The sequence below is a fragment of the Ruminococcus flavefaciens genome (genome assembly GCF_900143025.1).
Classification (GTDB): domain Bacteria; phylum Bacillota; class Clostridia; order Oscillospirales; family Ruminococcaceae; genus Ruminococcus; species Ruminococcus flavefaciens_I.
On the sequence record NZ_FRCT01000012.1, the window covers coordinates 1 to 19,046 of the forward strand.

Annotated in this window: 19 protein-coding genes and 4 tRNA genes; all 23 read right to left on the reverse strand. The window is 45.5% G+C overall.

Going from position 1 to position 19,046, the window contains the following annotated elements; translation table 11 throughout:
* Nucleotides 1-448 precede the first annotated feature (448 nt).
* The gene (locus BUB28_RS11845; RefSeq protein ID WP_072951681.1) at nucleotides 449-1,561 is read right to left on the reverse strand and encodes a transglutaminase domain-containing protein; all 1,113 of its coding nucleotides are present in this window, start codon (nucleotides 1,559-1,561) and stop codon (nucleotides 449-451) included.
* Nucleotide 1,562: 1 nt separating this feature from the next.
* Nucleotides 1,563-2,483 (reverse strand): NYN domain-containing protein, encoded by a 921-nt coding sequence (locus tag BUB28_RS11850; protein ID WP_072951683.1) that lies wholly within the window; start codon nucleotides 2,481-2,483, stop codon nucleotides 1,563-1,565.
* Nucleotides 2,484-2,657: 174 nt separating this feature from the next.
* Nucleotides 2,658-3,176: a hypothetical protein gene (locus BUB28_RS11855; RefSeq protein WP_072951685.1), complete on the reverse strand. Its 519-nt coding sequence runs from the start codon at nucleotides 3,174-3,176 to the stop codon at nucleotides 2,658-2,660.
* 66 nt (nucleotides 3,177-3,242) lie between these two features.
* On the reverse strand, nucleotides 3,243-3,770 hold the full coding sequence (locus tag BUB28_RS11860; protein ID WP_072951687.1) for a hypothetical protein: 528 nt from the start codon (nucleotides 3,768-3,770) through the stop codon (nucleotides 3,243-3,245).
* 19 nt (nucleotides 3,771-3,789) lie between these two features.
* The gene (locus BUB28_RS11865; protein ID WP_072951688.1) at nucleotides 3,790-4,317 is read right to left on the reverse strand and encodes a hypothetical protein; all 528 of its coding nucleotides are present in this window, start codon (nucleotides 4,315-4,317) and stop codon (nucleotides 3,790-3,792) included.
* Nucleotides 4,318-4,421: 104 nt separating this feature from the next.
* Nucleotides 4,422-4,497: transfer RNA gene (locus tag BUB28_RS11870), tRNA-Gly, on the reverse strand.
* Between the two features lie 31 nt (nucleotides 4,498-4,528).
* Nucleotides 4,529-4,604: transfer RNA gene (locus BUB28_RS11875), tRNA-Phe, on the reverse strand.
* A gap of 4 nt (nucleotides 4,605-4,608) precedes the next feature.
* Nucleotides 4,609-4,685 (reverse strand) — tRNA-Asp (locus BUB28_RS11880).
* 3 nt (nucleotides 4,686-4,688) lie between these two features.
* A tRNA-Val gene (locus BUB28_RS11885) sits at nucleotides 4,689-4,764 on the reverse strand.
* A 590-nt stretch (nucleotides 4,765-5,354) separates the two neighbouring features.
* A complete protein-coding gene (locus tag BUB28_RS11890; protein ID WP_072951690.1) occupies nucleotides 5,355-5,636 on the reverse strand; it encodes a hypothetical protein in 282 nt (93 codons plus the stop codon).
* A gap of 19 nt (nucleotides 5,637-5,655) precedes the next feature.
* Nucleotides 5,656-7,176, reverse strand: a complete 1,521-nt coding sequence (locus BUB28_RS11895; RefSeq protein WP_072951692.1) for a DUF4340 domain-containing protein — start codon at nucleotides 7,174-7,176, stop codon at nucleotides 5,656-5,658.
* On the reverse strand, nucleotides 7,173-8,759 hold the full coding sequence (locus tag BUB28_RS11900; protein ID WP_072951694.1) for a motility-associated ABC transporter substrate-binding family protein: 1,587 nt from the start codon (nucleotides 8,757-8,759) through the stop codon (nucleotides 7,173-7,175). Before BUB28_RS11900 ends, BUB28_RS11895 begins: the two co-directional genes overlap by 4 nt.
* Nucleotides 8,760-8,788: 29 nt before the next feature.
* Nucleotides 8,789-9,508: an ABC transporter permease subunit gene (locus BUB28_RS11905; protein ID WP_072951695.1), complete on the reverse strand. Its 720-nt coding sequence runs from the start codon at nucleotides 9,506-9,508 to the stop codon at nucleotides 8,789-8,791.
* Entirely contained in the window at nucleotides 9,508-10,602 is a 1,095-nt protein-coding gene (locus BUB28_RS11910) for an ABC transporter ATP-binding protein (protein ID WP_072951697.1), read from the reverse strand. The genes BUB28_RS11905 and BUB28_RS11910 overlap by 1 nt, the downstream gene beginning before the upstream one ends.
* A gap of 119 nt (nucleotides 10,603-10,721) precedes the next feature.
* On the reverse strand, nucleotides 10,722-11,606 hold the full coding sequence (locus BUB28_RS11915; protein WP_072951699.1) for a bifunctional riboflavin kinase/FAD synthetase: 885 nt from the start codon (nucleotides 11,604-11,606) through the stop codon (nucleotides 10,722-10,724).
* Nucleotides 11,607-11,610: 4 nt separating this feature from the next.
* Nucleotides 11,611-12,504 (reverse strand): tRNA pseudouridine(55) synthase TruB, encoded by an 894-nt coding sequence (truB, locus tag BUB28_RS11920; protein WP_072951701.1) that lies wholly within the window; start codon nucleotides 12,502-12,504, stop codon nucleotides 11,611-11,613.
* On the reverse strand, nucleotides 12,501-13,457 hold the full coding sequence (locus BUB28_RS11925) for a DHH family phosphoesterase (RefSeq protein ID WP_072951702.1): 957 nt from the start codon (nucleotides 13,455-13,457) through the stop codon (nucleotides 12,501-12,503). Before BUB28_RS11925 ends, truB begins: the two co-directional genes overlap by 4 nt.
* 11 nt (nucleotides 13,458-13,468) lie before the next feature.
* Nucleotides 13,469-13,807 (reverse strand): 30S ribosome-binding factor RbfA, encoded by a 339-nt coding sequence (rbfA, locus tag BUB28_RS11930; protein ID WP_072951703.1) that lies wholly within the window; start codon nucleotides 13,805-13,807, stop codon nucleotides 13,469-13,471.
* Between the two features lie 17 nt (nucleotides 13,808-13,824).
* Entirely contained in the window at nucleotides 13,825-14,370 is a 546-nt protein-coding gene (locus BUB28_RS11935; protein ID WP_072951705.1) for a hypothetical protein, read from the reverse strand.
* A 41-nt stretch (nucleotides 14,371-14,411) separates the two neighbouring features.
* A complete protein-coding gene (gene infB / locus BUB28_RS11940) occupies nucleotides 14,412-17,168 on the reverse strand; it encodes a translation initiation factor IF-2 (protein ID WP_072951707.1) in 2,757 nt (918 codons plus the stop codon).
* An 83-nt stretch (nucleotides 17,169-17,251) separates the two neighbouring features.
* The gene (locus BUB28_RS11945; RefSeq protein WP_072951721.1) at nucleotides 17,252-17,566 is read right to left on the reverse strand and encodes a L7Ae/L30e/S12e/Gadd45 family ribosomal protein; all 315 of its coding nucleotides are present in this window, start codon (nucleotides 17,564-17,566) and stop codon (nucleotides 17,252-17,254) included.
* Nucleotides 17,535-17,813: an RNase P modulator RnpM gene (gene rnpM, locus BUB28_RS11950; RefSeq protein WP_072951723.1), complete on the reverse strand. Its 279-nt coding sequence runs from the start codon at nucleotides 17,811-17,813 to the stop codon at nucleotides 17,535-17,537. Before rnpM ends, BUB28_RS11945 begins: the two co-directional genes overlap by 32 nt.
* Before the next feature lie 2 nt (nucleotides 17,814-17,815).
* Nucleotides 17,816-19,042: a transcription termination factor NusA gene (gene nusA / locus BUB28_RS11955; protein ID WP_072951725.1), complete on the reverse strand. Its 1,227-nt coding sequence runs from the start codon at nucleotides 19,040-19,042 to the stop codon at nucleotides 17,816-17,818.
* Between the last annotated feature and the right edge of the window lie 4 nt (nucleotides 19,043-19,046).

The window sequence follows — 19,046 nt, forward strand, 5'->3', positions numbered from 1 at the left end:
TAGTCTTTTCTTGACTTTTCTTCTTTTACAAAGAAATCTCAAGGGTCGTTACTTTTTCTTATTCGCATTGTTCAATTTTCAAGATGCTGTTCCATGCTCTCTCTTCCGAGACAGCTTTAATATTATATCACTTTCTTTCAGAGTTGTCAAGACTTTTTTCAAAATTTCTTTTGGAAATTTTTTCTTTTCCTCTTGGCTCTCTTTAAGACAGCTTTAATATTATATCACAAATCATTTCCTTTGTCAATACCTTTTCGGAAATTTTTTGCTTTCTTTTTCGTCTCCGTTTCGTTCTATACGCCTCCTATGCTGCCCCAGCAGTCTTACTTTTCAGCGTCTTTCCCTTGCGGCGACTTATTTATTATAGCAGGTTTGGCATGAAATGTCAACACGTTAATTGTACCAACCTTATCTGTTGTATTAGGGTGAATTGTGTGTATTTTTACAACTACTCTGTAAACAGCATAGTAAGGCATAATTCCTGCTCGTTTTCTTTAAGTGAAAACGTCACTTCATTGCCGTATTCATAGCCTGTTTCATCGAGCACCTTAAAGACATTCTCCTCGGTTATGAAGTGCTCTCTGAAGTCAACATACACATCTGAATTTGCAAAGCGAATCTCTATCGTACCATTGCCCTTTGACAATTCTCTCCTTACTATCTCCTCGGCTTTTTCGTAGGAGTCAGCATAGAGCCCGTTTTTGACATAGTAATTCCACTTATTGCTCACGCACGGAAACGGCGTAAACAGAGAATCATCTGCGTAATGAGTCTTTGAGAACTCCACATCGGAGCACAAAAAGTACATCTGTCTCATTTCGCCGACCTTGTCCGTATCAGCCCATGTTACGTCGATATTGTACCATTCGCCGTCGATATTTACCTGATTCCACGCATGATTTTCGCCTTTATCGGTAGTGCCAGTTATCACAACGCTTTCCAGTCCCAGCTTTGCTGCAAGGTAGTTGAACGCCTTGGCGTATCCCTCGCAGTTTGCTTCGCCTCTGACAAGACAGCCGTAAATAGTTGACGCAAATTCGCTGTCGTCACCTGTAATGTAACTGCATTTTCTTACGATAAAATCATTTATATACCTTGCCTTCGACTCATCGTTCGTAAGATCATCGACATCCGACATAAACGCCTCAAGCGCTCCTTCAAGATCCTGTTCCTTCTGATGAGGTCTGGTCATATCTCTGTATGCTATCTTAGCCTCTCTGACCTTCTGCGCCGTATAATAGACAGAATCGAGGTAATAGAACTCGCTTTCCTGCTTTTCGAGGATACAGTATATCCTGGAGTAGGTTTTTCCGTCCACCTCATAGGGCAGCGGGATCTTTTCCTTTTTCTCGCTTATACCGCGATAAAGCGCGGTATATACACTTTTCTCCTTTGTAGTGAGCTGCCTGTATATGGGTCTCATGTTCTTTTCATCTGTGGTCAGGTACACAGCATCGGGATATTTCTTCATTATGCCCGATTTCTTGATATACCGCCACGAAAGTCCGAGACAGCCAACGCACACAATACAAAGTATTATAGTCAGCAGTTTCTTTCCCAAATCAGTTCTCCGTTATCATAACTGTGTTGTTCCGTATTTTGAATGACGGCAGATTTTCTACGAATTTGCTGAATTTTGAATAGCCATAGGACTTTACATCAAATCCGGGTATCTTTGCGCAGAGCTGTTTTTTCAGCTCGCCAAGATTGTATCCTTTGCTGCCGTTTGTGCGGACTATAGCCGCAAGAGTATTTTCTATCCTTTCAAGGTCAGTCATGCTGGTCTTCTGTGATACCAGTATGCTGCTGCCCTCCTGACGGAAACTGAGTCCGTCAAATTCCTTGAGGAACTGTGAAAACTTTGAATAGCCGTAGTTTCTCACATCGAAATCGGGATAGCGGTTGAGAAGTCTGCTTCCCAGCTCGCCTATATTTATCTCGTCCCTCAGATTTGCATTTTCGGTTATTATTCTTACTATGGCTGTCTCAAGAGACTTGAGCTCAACCTTTTCGAGCTTTTCGCTCTCAACAGTGCTCTGGATATCCTCGTCAGCAAGTATCTCCAGATATTTGAAGGCGTTGCAGGCGGTACTGAAGGGCTTCGGAGTCTTCTGCTCGCCCATGCCTATTACGTGCATACCAGATTCACGCAGACGGATAGCAAGCCTTGTAAAATCGCTGTCACTGGATACTATGCAGAAGCCGTCGACATTATGCGAATAGAGTATATCCATAGCGTCGATTATCATAGCCGAGTCAGTAGCGTTCTTTCCCGTGGTATAGCTGTACTGCTGAACAGGAGTGATAGCGTTGTCAAGAGCCATGTTTTTCCACCCTGCAAGATTTGTTCTTGTCCAGTCGCCGTAAACTCTTTTATACGTCACAACACCATAGTTCGACACCTCGTCGAGTATGTACTTAGTATATTTTGCCGCAACATTATCCGCATCTATAAGTACTGCATATCGTGTTTCTTTTTCCATTTTCTCACTCCTGTAATTCTAACCGCACAGCGGATTGTGATATATTTATTATAACATTTATATAAGATTTTGTATATAGTAATTCCGCACAAAGACAAAGAGCCGTCTTTGTGCGGAATTAAGACTATAACAAAAGCCCTGCGGAAATAATCACTTCCACAGGGCTTCACGTCATTAACATTCAAAATTTTTTCCGTCATGCTCAACGCCGTCCTCAGACCATTCAAAATCACTGAAGTTGTCGTCGGAGTAGAATATCCTCTCATACTCAAACACACCGCTTTTACGGTACACAGAGCGGCTTTCGGTCTCTCCGTCCTCGCCGTCTATATAATAAAGGGAATGTTTTCCGTCAGGGCTTTTCATAGTTTCAAGCGACTCTCCGAGCCAGTCCGTACCGAATACCAGCAACGAGAAGCCTACTGCGCCGAGAAATACCAGTGAAAGCACAGACGGGAGCTTCTTTCCGCCGTACTGTCTTTTCCATATCTGTAAAAAAGCCATGAATGTACCCAGACATAAAAAAGCAGGAGCAGCAAGCGCAAGTGCGTTCACCATAAACTTTTCCGTAAATTTCCATACGGCAAAAAGCTGGTTGGTATCACCGATAAAAAAGACAAGACCTATCATTGCTCCCAGACATATTATACCAAGAGCAAGGAAAAACCATTTCAATGCTTTTATCAATTTCATTATTTGACCTCTTTTTCATAATATTATAAAACAGATGCTGCGTAAAAGATAAGACCATTCAAAAGATCATTTTTTGTCGATCACATTATAACTGAACGACTCGCCGTCCAGAGACAGTTCATCGTCCTTCCATTCTATATTGTCAAGGGCAGTTGTGTCCGTATTCTTGATGATGTAATACATATGCCCCTTGTCCTTGCGGAGCCACTCAACATCGCCGCTGTACTTGTTTCGCACGTAGTATACCGAGTGTTTACCGTCGGGACTTTCGATCTCGTGCATAAAATAGCCGAGGCGGCCTCCTGTTATACCGTAAATGAGTCCCAAAACTCCTCCGCAGATAAGAGCAAGAAATCCCAGTATGACTATACCGTTTTTATGCTCGCGCACTCTCTGCACAAGAGCGATAACGATAAGAGCTCCCAGAAAAATCGGCACACCCACAAAGCACAGATTGCATATAAGGTTTTCAGGCATTCTGCAAAAAACTCTTACTGCATGATCTCCAAGATTTTTCTGCGTGATCTCGAAATACGCCACACCGCAGGCACAGAGCAAAGCAGCCAACGCCATGATTATTTTCACTATCTTCATGGTTTACCTCAAAAACACATTATTTTTCATCGTAAGGAGAATACATGAATTTATCTCCGTCGGCGTAGAAGTAATCACCGTCGCCCCATTCGATATCAACGATCTCCTCGCTTGAAAAGAGGTAATCGTGGCAAAATGTTCCTACTCTGCGGTAATACTCATAATATTCCTTCGATGCATACTTCTTTGTAACATAGCATATGGAATGTTTGCCGTCGGGACTTTCGACCTTATGCGCTCTTATGTACATATCCTCATTCTTTGAAAGGCAGAACATAAGCACAGCCGAGCCCACCAGCACAACAGTTCCCAGCCCCCATATCCACTTTCTTTTCAAGCCGTTCCGTATTTTATCAATAAGGATCGCAAGGGAAGTAAGCCCGAGAAAGGCAGGGACAAGCAGGAACAATACCCAGCTCACAAATTCCTCTCTGAAGCCAAAAAACAGCATCAGATCATCTGTTATCTTGTCAACGTATATCAGTGCGGCACAGGCGGCAGCACTGAGTAATGCCATAACAAAGAATATTACTTTAACAGCCTTCATATTTTTACCCCAAATAGTTCTATCCTGTTTCTTACCCTAATTAAAAAATCCCGAAACTATTGCTTCGGGATTTACGTAATACCAAGGTTATTACCCCAGTACTATGGAGCGGATTACGAGGCTCGAACTCGCTACCTCCACCTTGGCAAGGTGGCGCTCTACCAGATGAGCTAAATCCGCATTGTATATAGAACGCGAATAGCGTTCTATATGGTGCTTCCGGTCGGAATCGAACCAACGACACGGGGATTTTCAGTCCCCTGCTCTACCGACTGAGCTACAGAAGCGTGTTGGCGACCCCGAACAGACTCGAACTGTCGACCTCCTGCGTGACAGGCAGGCGTTCTAACCAACTGAACTACGAGGCCATGTGGTGGGGACTACAGGGCTCGAACCTGTGACCCTCTGCTTGTAAGGCAGATGCTCTCCCAGCTGAGCTAAACCCCCACATCGCATTGCTTTATTTCGCCGTTTCAGGTGTCTTATCCCTGACGACGAAAATAATTATACCACAGTATTTTTGATTTGTCAAGCATTTTTTGAAAAAAATTTCAGATTTTTTTAAAAAAGTCTGCAAGCGCCTGTTTTTAGCCTGTATGGGAGCCCGTCCTCGGGCTCCCGAAAGAAAGTATCTTCTTATGCAGACACCTCAACTCTCAACTAAGCACTGATCACTTACAACTATAAACTTATGCCACGACTGCTTTGACAGCCTTTTTTTATTTATTGCTCACAATAACAACCCGTTGAAATTATGCAGGTATACAAAGTGAAAAATTATTTTTTCAATAATCAATGGTTTTCCGTTGAATTTCATGTTTTTTCAGCCCCATTATGAGAGCAGTATGACGCTTTACCTATAATATATCATTTAAATTTATCGGCAAAGCCGACACCATTAATTCCGAATTCCGCATTCCTAATTCCGAATTTAACTACGGCTTGCAGACACCACAATTATGCATTATGCATTATGAATTATGCATTAAAGAAAAGCCGCAGCATCTCTGACCGTGAGATACTGCGGCTGAATAATATCAGTTTTTCAGAGCCTTTTCAAGCCACACGCTTGCAATATCGAGTGCCTCATAGAGACCGCACTCGCGCTCTGTATTCTTTACAAAAGCCTTCAAGGGGTTGGGCTCATTTGTATCCATCTGAACGACTCTAACCTTTGAAGTTACCTTTTCGCCATTTTCTTCTTTGGTATCGAGTATCTGAATGAAAATAACATATGGATCTGACATATAGCCGTAGTAGATATCATTTCCGTTTTTTACCAGAGGGTAGCCCTTATATGTGTTGAATTTTGCGTTCATTATATACCTCCTTGGAATTTTACCAGTTTGTAACGTAATCCTCTCCTGTGCCTATGCGCTTTATATTATCAATGAGGGTCTTGACATAGGACTTTGTGCAGTAATACTTGCTCTCGCCGTTTACAACGATAAGAGAACGCATTACCGTATCATCATAAAAATCATAAGTTGTCGTAGTTTTGTTATACTTATCAGTATACTTTATGGTAGCAGTCGGCTCTCCCTCGGGAACAGGCACACCGACAGCAAATTCTTCTGCATTTGAACCGCAGAGGAACGAATAGAACTTTCTGTAACGCTCTGTATCGAATTCCTTTCCGTCCTTCCTTACAAAGAAATCATCTGCGGTCGGACTGTCGGGAACATTCTCCTCATTTTTAGGTGAGATTATGAAGTCCACCTTTTCTCCTCCGCCGCTGACGGAAAGATCGGTGATATTCCATACATAGTTTGTTATAAGAAGTCTCGAAACAATGTCGATAGGCTGAACAGTAAGCCACTTTGCAGTATCGGCATCCACGGTATATATGAGTTTTCCGCCATCAAGCATAGCGTAACTGCTGTTTTTGCCTTCCTCGTTCGTAAAGGTCTCGCCGAGCAGAAGCTTGTAGGACTTTCCGTTGTCACAGTCCATAGTAACTGTGCAGAAAGGCTTATCAAGGCCTGACTCTGCGATATCCTTCTCATTACAGCCGATAACATGGATATCAGAAGCGACCAGACCGAACATACCGTTTGTGATATCCGTAGACTTTTCTATAGCAAGATAGCTTTCCACAGGTGATACCATCTTGTGAGAAGATGAAGTACCTCCCGTATTCTTGCCCTCGCTGGACTTATCATATTCAATGAGCATATCCTGCTCCATATCATCTCTCTGGATTCTCAGGCTCTTGACGATAGGAGTCTCATCATCAGCAGGCTTTTCAAGTATGACCTTTGATATAAAGTCTTTTATACCGAGCTGATAGTTTGCAACAGTTGAATTGTTTACAGTGTAAACATCATTTTTGCCGTCCACCATGAAGTAGTTGACGGTGCCAGAAGGAGCGGTATCACCCACATAAAACTTTACCTTAGTACCTGATTTATATGTGAACTCAACCTCTGCGGCAGGCTTATCAAGACCATATTTGCCAAGGTCTGTACAGCCCTCTGCAATAAGAGACTGTGCCTGTATGCTGTTTCCGTTATTGACAAGAGTGCTGACCTTAGTATTGTCAACATTCATATCCTCATAGCCTTCAAGGGTATAAACAGCGCCTTTTTCCCCTGTTGCAGCTTCCTGCATTATTACCTTCAGAGTACCCTCACTGTTTTTTACCTCGACCGTATTGATATCTGCTGCTTTGCCGTTGTCGCTTACGAGGACAGTACCCTGTCCCACAGCCTGAGTAGCAAGAAGCTCCATTGTCGTGGATTTATTGCCGTCTCCGCCCTTTTCCTCCTCGGGACTAAGCTTTAAGAAGGCATAGCCGCCTCCCAGCATAGCCACAAGGACTGCGCTGAGAGCGATAATACCCTTTGCCTGTTTTTTCATTTATTTCTTCTCCTTAACAGTACGATAACACCAACAGCAGCAACGATGAATGGGATCACCCATACAACGATTACCTTTATTACCTTTGCTTCCGTTTTAGATGCAGAGATATATGACTGCTGAAGTGCCTTGTCAGGAATTATAACGCCGTTTTCCTTGCCTGTCATGGTATTGATGATATTAAGGATAACGTTACCGTTATTGTATGCCGAGCTCTGTGTAAGGTAAGTGCCGTTTGTGATAGCAGAGCTTCCTATAACAAGTACGCTGCTTGACATTGACTTGAACTGCTCATTGCGCTGCTTCTGTGAACGTACTACAACAGCTCTTGCGCCTTCCTTGCCTGTAACAGTCTGCATATCCTTCATATCGACTGTATATGACTCGTCGCAGGATTTAAGGACTTCTTTTACAACGTCCTCATTGTTCTTTTTCAGAACTGTTATCTCTCTTGAGAAAGGTGCAATGACAGGAAGCTTCTCGTTAGGGAGCTTGCCAACAGAATCAGGATCATTTACATTGACATAGATATTTGATGCATACGTCTCGGCATTTTTCTCGTCGATAATGATATTGCTTTCGATCTTCAGACTCCAGTCAGCGAGGAAATCCTCGATATTATTGAGAGATGTTGATGAAAGATCGGGAACATATATCAGATTTCTGTCATAATTTCCGCCGTTTTTAAGGAATTCATCAAGCTTGTTTATAAGCGGCTCGGTGAAGTCGACCGACGGAGCATAGATAACAGCCATATCGTATAAATTCGGATCAAGCTCGTCTGTAGATATATCTATATCCGTACATTCATATCCGTTCTTTGCAAGAAGGAGATTCTCGAATGAAGAGATGACCTGTGAATAGGTCTCGGAATTGTAAACAGAAGCACCGTTCATTGTCTTTATGAAAGCAACCTTTACCGGGTGTGCATCTGTAACATTCAGTATAGCACTGGTAATTGTACTTTCGCCAACGAAATTAAAGGTCATTGTTGACTGATCGGGATATATCATATTCAGTAATTCATTTGCTGAGAAAACTTCAACTTTTTCACCGGAAGCAACGATCATGCTGTTATATCCTATATCGCCGTCATAATTGTCCTTATATCTGTTTATGATATCAGGATCTCCGTCCATATTAACATATTTTACGTTGACGCTGCCTTCTCCCTGTGCTGCATAAAGCGAGTATTTATCTATCAGCTCAGGGATAATTTCAAAAGGTATCTCTATTGCTATTCCTTGACTGGCATAACCCTCTTCTATTTCGTTTCCCTTTTTCACGAAATAGTCTCTATCGCAGGTAAAAACGATATCAACGTCCTTTTTGAGCGATTTCATTGCGTTTATCGACTGCTCTGTAAGCTCGTATCTGTTATCGGGAGTGATATCAAACTTCATAGGCTTGCGCTTAGCGATCAGACCTAACATGATGTTGAGCACAACGACTATAGCAACAACGAGAACAATAGTAACATAGAACATAGTGCCGTATTTCAGCTTCTTGTGATTATTTTTTGAAGTCTCTGCGGTCTCCTCTGTTCCCATTACCTGTGACTCGTCAGTATCTTTTATACTCATCTGTAATCAAAACCTTCCTTTCATATAGCTCAGCTCCAGCGTCTCTTCTCAAGCACCTTTACGGTAAAGAAATTGAAGAGAAAAGCTGCGCTGACAAAGAATAATACACTGGTGAGACTGAATATTCCCCTTGTAAATTCAATGTATCTTGAATAGAAGGCTATTGAAGTAACTACCTTATAAATGCTCCTCTCGAACCAGTTTCCGTTTGCAAAGCCTGATACCAGCATCTCCGAAAGGTACATAACAAAGAGAAGCACAAGACTTACAACAGCAGAAGCCATCTGATTCTCGGTAAGTGAGGATACGAATAATCCCACAGCTATAAAAGCTGCACCGAGGAAAAGCATAGCAAAATAGTTGCCAAAAAGCGGAGTCCACGCCACTTCACCTAAATAATTCAGAATGAATGCGTATATGAATATGATAGACTCGGCAATGATATACAGCGTAAGAGCTGCAAAGTATTTTCCGAGAACTATGTCCCAAAGGCTTATAGGGGCTGTAAGAAGTCCCTGATCTGTCTTGTTCTTCTTTTCCTCACTGAGAAGCTTCATTGTGAGTACAGGGATAAGACAAAGCACCACAAGGAACATGGAACCGAACATACCCGAAACATTCGATGTATATAACATTATATTTCCGGTATAGAAGAATATACCCGAAACCAGCCAGAACACAGCAAGAAATACATAAGCTATGCCCGATGTAAAGAATGCGCCCATTTCGCGCCTGTAAATAGCTGACATTATTCCTCACCTCCGTTGCTTTCCTTGCTGTCCTCAGCTTTTTCGTCATCGCTTTCCTGAACAGCTTTGAGCTTGCCGTTCGGAGTCCTCTTTATAGCTATCTTAGGCTTTGAACCGCTCTTCTCGCTTCTCTGACCGCCTACTCCGTCGCTCATAGTGATCTTGAGGAATATATCCTCGAGAGTAAGGTCTGAAAGCTGGAGCATAAGGATATTCCAGCCCTTTTCGGCACAGAGCTTGTTGAGATCACGGCGGATATCAGTCTTGCCGTCTGTCTCGATGTCGTAATCATAGATGCCCTTTTCACGCTCCATGTCAGCACGGACATACTTTACGCCGCTGATAGTCTTGATAGCATCTGATATCTCGCGCTTGTCATCGGCGGTATGGGTAGTACCCTCGATACGAAGCACCATTTTGTGCTCGTTTGTGATATTTCTTGCGATCTCATCAGCTGTACCGTTGGCAGCCACCTCGCCCTTGTTGATAATGATGATCCTGTCACAGACAGCCTGTATCTCGGGGAGGATATGAGATGAAAGGATAACAGTATGTGTTTTTCCAAGCTTCTTGATAAGTGTTCTTATCTCGATTATCTGGCTCGGGTCAAGACCAACTGTAGGCTCGTCGAGAATGAGCACAGGCGGTCTGTTGATAAGAGCCTGAGCAAGACCTACTCTCTGACGATAACCCTTTGACAGGTTCTTGATGATCCTGTGTCTTACGTCCGTTATCATGCAGCGGGCGCAGATATCCTTTAAATGTGCCTTTCTCGGGAGCTTGCACTTTTTGAGATCGTACATGAAATTGAGATAGGCATCAACGGTCATATCCACATAAAGCGGCGGTATTTCTGGAAGATAGCCTATCTTAGCCTTAGCTGCCTTAGGATCTTCGAGAATATCCGTACCGTCAATGAGTATCTCTCCCGATGTAGACGATATATATCCTGTCAGCATATTCATGGTCGTGGACTTTCCTGCACCGTTAGGTCCAAGAAATCCGAGTATCTCACCCTTTTCGACCTTGAAGCTGATATTGTTTACGGCTGTTTTCGAGCCGTATTTCTTAGTAAGGTTTTTGACCTCGATCATTGGGTTTTACACTCCTTATTATAATAATTCAGAGGTTTCGCGGCAGAATGAGCCGCATTTTCAGCAATATCTATAGTAATACTTATTTGTGATAGCAAAATGAAAGCAGTGCGAATTTTTCAGGAGATATTGACAGCCGTCTGTATATCGGCATTTATCTGCGCTTTCAGCTCATCAAGTGAGCCGAATTTCATTTCGGGACGGATAAAGCTGTTAAAGCTTACATCTATATTTTTCCCGTAAAGGTCGCCGCTGTAGCCGATGATATGGGTCTCCGCAAGAGGTCTGCGAACGCCCTCTATAGTAGGCTTTACGCCCACATTCGTAACCGACGGGAGTACCCTTCCGCCCACATTAGTGAAGGTAGAATACACACCGTATCTCGGCACAAGCTGTCCCTCCGCAAAATCCTGATTGATTGTTGGAAAATCTATAGTCCTGCCGATGTGATTGCCGTCTGTGACCTTCGCACTTATAAAGTAGGCAGAGCCAAGCAGTTCATTTGCAGCAGCAATATCACCGCTGAGCAGAAGCTCTCTTATATGGCTGGACGATACGACGCTGCCGCCGTATTCAACTGCGCCGACTACCTCCACTTCAAAGCCGAAACGCTTTCCGAAGCAGGTAAGCTCCTGCGCTCCGCAGGCAGCATTTTTTCCGAATTTAAAATCGTCGCCGCAGCACACATGAGCAGCATGAAGCTGCTTGCAGAGTATCTCCTCCGCAAATTCTTCACCGCTGAGACCGCAAATGCTATCAAAACGCGGACTTACGATATCGTCCACGCCTATCTGCTCGTAAAGAAGTATCTCCTTTTCTGTCCTTGTGTAGATATAACCCGAAGTGCCGCCTGTTTTTCTCAGGGCGCACTCAGGCTCAAAGGTGAACACCACAGCCGAAAGACCGTTTTCACGCTGAGCCTCAGCCGCAGCTATCACAGCCCTGTGACCTAAGTGTACACCGTCAAAAAGACCTAAAGCAACAGCCGTTCTTTTATTCGTCATGCCGTCACCCTAAATTCTTTCCCACACGAAGGATACCGCCCTCACGGTCGGCAAAGGCAGTACCGATAAAGCCGCCGTCAAAGCCGTACACTCCGTAGCAGTCCGCATCATCGCGTACATTGCGGAGCTTTGAAAGGTCAAGCTTTACGCCGTTTCTGTACATTCTTGTCTGAGCCTCCCCAAGTCTGAGCTTAGGCAGTGTCTCAAAAACTCTTTCAATAGGCAGGATAAGCTCTTCAAGCCTGTCCTCGTCCCTTGCCTTCTGTATCTCTTCAAGAGTAAAACATTCATCAAGACCGAAGCCCCCCGAGGAAGTCCTCACAAGAGAGGTCATTATACCTCCGCAGCCCAGTCTTTCGCCGATATCGCTGATTATTGTTCTTATATAAGTACCCTTGCCGCAGGCGATAGACAGTACGCCCTCACGGGTGCTGCTGTCATATTTCTCCAGTACAAGCTCGGATACCTCTATTTCACGAGCCTCACGCTCGACTTCTATTCCCTGTCTTGCAAGGTCATAAAGGCGTTTTCCGCCCACCTGCACAGCCGAATACATAGGAGGCAGCTGCATTATCTTCCCCGTAAATTCGGGAATAACAGCCTCCACGGCAGCTCTTTCCACTGCCATATCCGACATTTCCCTGACCTCGCCCCAGATATCCTGCGTATCCGATACCGCACCGAAACGGAAGCCCGCACGGTAGCTTTTGGTATTATCGGGCATTATATCGCAGGCTTTCGTGGCATTTCCCACGAAAACAGGCAGCACTCCCGTAGCCATAGGGTCAAGAGTACCACCGTGTCCCAATCGCTTCATCTGAAGTATGCCGCGTAATTTAGCGACAACGTCGAATGAAGTAAAGTCCTGTGGTTTATTTACGCAGAGAATACCGTTCATTTGCTGAGTGCCCCTTCAACAGCACCTATAAGGTACTTCTTAGCCTCATCAAGAGGACCGTTGATAGTGCAGCCTGCTGCCTTTGCGTGACCGCCGCCGCCTATCATCTGGCATATAGCCGAAACGTTCACATCATTAGCCGAGCGGAATGAACACTTGAACACTCCGTCCTCACGCTCGCGCATAAGGATACCGACCTCTGTCTCCTCCAGCTGTATAGTCAGCGGAGCGAAGCCCTCCAGCTCCTCCATAGAAACGTTCATAGCCTTCATCATGTCCTGTGTGACAGCTGCGATAGCAAGCTTGCCGCCGAGGCAGTACTCCATGAGCTCATTGACCTTTGCTTCAAGCTTCAGTCTGCCCATAGACTTCACATCGAACATATAACGGTTTATTCTTGCGAAATTGATATCATAGCTGCGCATCATCTCAGCTGCTATCTCGTGGGCGCGTGGAGTAGTACAGTCGTACTTGAAGCAGCCCGAGTCAGTAGCAATGCCCGTATAAAGGCACATAGCGCAGTGTCTTGTTATTTTTACACCCATATGCTGTGCAAGATCGTAAATTATCTCGCAGGCAGCAGTAGCGTCGCTGCGGAGCAGAGTTTTCTCCGCATAGTTCTTATTGGAGATATGGTGGTCGATGCAGAGCTGCACCTTGCCGCCGTAGATATCCTTATAGTCGCCCATAAGATTTTCGTCGGCGATATCCACCGCTATAATCGTCTTAGGCTCAAACTCCTCTCCTGCGCCCTCGCTTGTGAGAAAATCATAGCGTGGCGAAGGGAAACCGTCGTGGCACACGACTCTGCTGCGGATACCGAGCTGTGCAAGGATATCCTTCAAGCCAAAGCCTGCACCTATGCAGTCACCGTCAGGATTACGGTGGGTGATGATAACTGCGTCCTCGCAGTTCCTGAGAAAGAGCTCAGCCTCACTGAAACCAATGAACATAGCAATCCTCCTTACAGCAGGTCATGGAGCTTTTTGCTTATCTCCGCACTTCTTTCGATAGAATTATCGGCAATGAAGGTAAGCTCGGGAGCCTTTCTCATTTTCAGTCTGTGGAAAAGCTCTCGCTTTACAAATCCTGCCGCACTTTTCAGCCCCTCAACGGACTGCTTTGATCTTTCGATACCCTCAAAGCTTGATACATATATCTTACAGCTTGACATATCGCCTGAAAGATCAGCTCTTACGACAGTGAGCATCTTGTCGATGCGCGGGTCTTTAAGCTCCCTTAAAATTGCTGTCATTTCCCTTTTTATATCTTCAGCCATACGGCTGTTCTTGAAATTAGGCATGGTAATCATTCCTCGTGTCATAAGCTGACGGTGAAACCGCCCTCTTTTTTCTCTTCATGCTTATCGGAGTCGGCAGCCTTAGCAGACTTTTTCGAGCCCTTCTTCGTGCTCTTTTTTGTCTGCTTTTTCTCAGCCTTTTTCTCAGCTGCCTTTTCTTCTGTTACAGTCTCATCGGCTTCGGGCTCTGCTTCGGCAGCAGCGGCAGCACCCTCAACTGCCTGTTCGGGCTCTGCAAAGAAGCCGTCGCCGAATATTTCCGCAGAAAAAGCCTCATCTTCATCACTTCGGCTGTAATCGGGTATCTCCTCATCGCCCTCTTCGCTGTAATATATATCGGCATAATTGCCGTATTCGGGTTCAAGCTCCACATCACGAACAGGACGCTCGATGCCCATTAAGTCATCTGTATACGGCTCGGGTGCTTCTATCGCACTGCACTGACCGAGAAGTATCTTCTTTACCGACTCAAAGAAGAAAATGTCGATAGGTCCGAAATCGTCCCAAGCCAATGCTTCATTGCAGTATTGCAGCATATCCGCCGTACTCATTCTGCTGTTATCCATGAGAAATTCCCCCTTTATCATTGATGAGAATATTGTAATACTTAGTCTTCGCGGTATTCCTCAACGATATAAGTCTCGAATATGTCGCCTTCCTTAACGTCGCTGAACTTTTCAAGACTGATACCGCACTCATATCCCTCAGCTACCTCCTTAGCGTCGTCCTTGAAACGCTTGAGACCTGAGATCTTATCGTCTGCGATGATGATTCCGTCACGTACTACACGGACCTGACTTCCTCTTGTTACCTTGCCGCTGAGTACATAGCTTCCTGCTACCATACCAACGTTGGATATCTTGTATACCTGTCTTACTTCTACTCGTCCCAGCTCTACCTCACGGGTCTTAGGTGCGAGCATACCCTTCATGGCAGTTGTAATCTCCTCGATAGCATCATAGATGATACGATAGAGTCTGATGTCAACGCCGTCACGCTCTGCGTTCTCGGCAGCTACAGGGTCAGGTCTTACGTTGAAGCCGACGATGATAGCATTTGAAGCACTTGCCAGCATAACGTCGCTCTCCTTAACAGCACCAACTGCACCGTGGATAACTCTTACTCTTACCTCGTTGTTCGAGAGCTTTTCGAGAGACTGCTTAACAGCTTCAACAGAACCCTGAACATCAGCCTTTACAACGATCGGGAGCTCCTTGATCTCGCCCTCTGCGATCTGGCTGAACAGGTTGTCGAGAGTTACCTTGCGGTAAGCATTGAACTGCTCCTGCTTCTGCTCGTGCTTTCTCTGCTCAACGAGCTCTCTTGCAAGTCTTTCGTCCTCAACAGCGTTGAAGATATCGCCTGCGCTCGGTACTTCTGCAAGACCTGTGATCTCAACAGGAACAGAAGGACCTGCTTCCTTTACGGTTCTGCCCTTGTCGTTCGTCATAACTCTTACACGGCCTACAGCAGTACCTGCGATAAGAACATCGCCCTGTCTGAGTGTACCGTTCTGTACGAGAAGTGTAGCGATAGGACCTCTGCCCTTGTCAAGACGAGCCTCGATAACAGTACCCTTTGCAAGTCTGTCAGGGTTAGCCTTGAGTTCCTTTACCTCTGCAACGAGAAGTACATTTTCGAGGAGTTCGTCAATACCCTCGCCTGTCTTTGCGGATACGGGAACGCAGATAACGTCGCCGCCCCAGTCCTCGCAAACGAGGTCGTACTTTGTGAGCTCTTCCTTGATGCGGTCAGGGTTAGCGCCCTCCTTATCCATCTTGTTGATAGCAACGATGATAGATACGCCTGCTGCCTTTGCGTGGTTGATAGACTCAACTGTCTGCGGCATGATACCGTCGTCTGCGGCAACAACGAGGATAGCGATATCAGTGATATTGGCACCTCTTGCACGCATTGAGGTGAAAGCCTCATGTCCCGGGGTATCCAGGAAGGTGATGTCCTGTCCGTTTACATTTACCTGATAAGCACCGATATGCTGTGTGATACCGCCTGCCTCGCCTGCGGCAACGTGTGCATCTCTGATGCGGTCGAGGATAGAAGTCTTACCGTGGTCAACGTGACCCATAACAACTACAACAGGGCAGCGTGGCTGGAGGTTTGTATCGTCGTCATCTGTATCGTCGATAAGACGCTCCTCGATAGTAACGATAACTTCCTTTTCAACCTTTGCACCCATCTCGTCGGCAACGAGAGCAGCTGTATCGAAGTCTATCTCCTGATTTATTGAAGCCATAACGCCCAGCTTCATGAGCTGCTTGATAACGTCTGTAGCAGTCGCTTTAAGACGGGTAGCGAGCTCGCCTACGGTGATATTATCAGGGATAAGCACCTTGAGCTGCTGCTTTCTTGCTCTTTCAAGCTCCAGTCTCTTGAGCTTCTCAGCCTCGCTCTCCTTCTTTGAGAACTGCTGACGGTTTCTCTGAGCTGACTTCTGATTTATCTTCTGCTTCTTTGAAGAATAGTTGTCGTTCTTATGCTTGTTTGAGGTAGCCATCTGGTCGTATCTCTCGTTGTACTTATCGAGGTCAACGTAGCTTCCTCTTGTATCTACAGTTCTTCTCTGTGTGGAAGTCTGTGCTGTTTCGGAACTGAATGTAGCGTTGAACTTTGTTCTCTCGCCTCTTTCCTGAGCCTTTGCCTGCTCCTTCTTCTTGTCCTTCTTCTTGTCGTGAGAAGTGTGCTTTGGAGCTTCCTGTGCCTTTTCTTCAGCCTTTGGCTCTTCCTTCTTAGGCTCTTCCTTCACAACAGGAGCAGCCTCCTTCTTCTCGGGTCCTGCCTTTGGCTCAGGCTTTTCCTCCTGCTTAGGCTCGGGCTTTACCTCGGGCTTTGACTCTGCCTTGACTTCCTGCTTAGGCTCCTCCTTTTTAGGTTCTTCCTTCTTCGGCTCTTCCTTTACAACGGGAGCAGCCTCCTTCTTCTCAGGCTCTGCCTTTTTAACGGGAGCTGCCTGAGGCTTTTCCTCCTGCTTTGGCTCAGCAGGCTTTTCTGCCTTCTTTACGGGAGCGGGAGCAGCAGCGGCTGCGACCTTCTTTTCTTCCTTTTTAGGCTCTTCAGTGTTCTTTTTCTCAGCAGGCTTCTTAGGTGCTGTAGTCTTTTTTTCTTCCTTTGCAGCGTCTTCCTTGACAGGCTTGGGATCATTCTTTGAGTTGAAATAATCGCTCAGTGAGCTTACGGAATAACGCTCATTCATGTAATGCTCAAGAACGGAATTCATTTCCTCCTCTGTAAGAGAAGAACCCGTTTTCTTTTTATTGTCGCCCTTTTCAGCGAAAAAGTCGATCAGTTCCTGTGCAGGGATATTTATATCCTTTGCAGCGTCGCTTAACTTTATTTTTTTTGCCATAGGCCTGATTACCTCCAATTTGTCTGTGCCGCATCGTTGCGGCAGTAATATAAATACGTATCTATATCAACGCATCACTGCGATCAATCAGATATTATCCTCTCAAAACCGTCTGCGAAGCCCTTGTCTGTTACTGCTATAACGGCTGTCTCTTTTCCGCAGAGCCTGCCGATATCGGCTTTTCTCATTTCCGTTGCAAGAGCTTTTACGCCGTATTTCTCACAGTAAAATCTTACTTCCTTGACGGTCTTTTCAGAAGCGTCAGAAGCGGTAAGCAAGCAGAAAGCAATACCGTTTTTCACTGCCTCGACCGCACTGTCGAAGCCCTTTACAGTCTTGCCCGCTCTGATACAGATACCGAGAAGATTAGCTGTCCTGCGGCTCTTCTCTGAGCTCATTCATCATCACCTCATAAACGCTTTCTTCTATCTTGCATGAGAAGGATTTTTCAAATCTTCTTGCTTTTCTTGCCTTTTCCAGACATTCTGTGCTTCGGCAGATATAAGCTCCTCTGCCCGCAGCCTTGCCCTTGAAGTCAAGACTTATCTCGCCCTCGGGAGATTTTACCACACGTATAAGCTCTTTCTTTGGCTTCATCTCTCCGCAGCCGAGACACATTCTCATGGGTGTCTTTTTAGGCTTCATAATTATTCCTCGTCAGCAGCAGGTGCTTCCGCAGCTTCCTCAGCATTCTCCGCAGCTGCTTCCTCAGTCTTTGTCTCTTCCTCGGCAGCAGGAGCTGTCTCCTCGCTGTCCTCGGCAGGAGCAGACTCAAATACAGGAGCAACAAAGTCAGGGCTCATTTCGGGAGCTTCCTCACCTGTTACGTTGTCAAACTGAGGCTTGATGTCTATCTTGAAGCCTGTGAGCTTTGCAGCAAGCTTAGCGTTCTGACCCTTATTACCGATAGCAAGTGAGAGCTGATTGTTCGGAACGATAACTGTACATACCTTTTCTTCCATAGAAACGATAACTGTCTTGAGCACCTCAGCAGGAGCAAGTGCTCTTGCGATGAATTCCTCGGGAACTTCGCTCCATGGGATAATGTCGATCTTCTCGCCGTTGAGTTCATTTACAACAGCAGTTATTCTTGAACGCTTAGGACCGATGCAAGCGCCAACTGCGTCAACGTTCTCGTCCTTTGACCATACAGCGATCTTAGTTCTTGAACCTGCCTCACGGGAGATAGACTTTACTTCAACAGTACCGTCGTATATCTCGGGAACTTCCTGCTCGAAGAGTCTCTTTACGAGGTCCTTGTGAGTACGTGAGATCTTTACGACAGGCTTCTTGTTCTTACCGATGATGCCTGTGATGTATACCTTTACGGACTTGCCCTCTTCAAGGTTCTCGCCGGGTATCTGCTCGTTGCGGAAGAGATAGAGCTCTGTTCCGTCATAAACAACGGTAACTGTTCCGCGTCCGGGTTCTACCTGAGAAACTCTTGCAGTGATACATTCGTGTTCCTTCTGCTCGAACTTGCTGAGCATCTGCTCACGGTTGATCTCTCTGAGGTCGCCCTTGATGGACTGCTTAGCCGAAAGAGCAGCCATTCTTCCCAGCTTTGAGATATCGAGCTCCTTCATTATAGTGCCGCCAACCATAGCATGAGGGTCCATAGTCTTTGCAACGTCTATGTTTACTTCATTCTCGTCGATAGGCTCATCGTCGATGATGTCCTGTCTGATATACATTTCGAACTTCTTCGTTTTAGGGTCGATCTCAACTGTGATCCTCTCTTCGCTGTGCGGATAAGCTCTTCTTGCTGCCTTGAGCATAGCTGACTTTACCTTTTCGATAAGCAGCTCTGTCTCCACACTGTTTTCTTCGCCAAGAGCCTCAAGTGCCTTGAAAAAGTCCTTATTCATGTTCATGTCT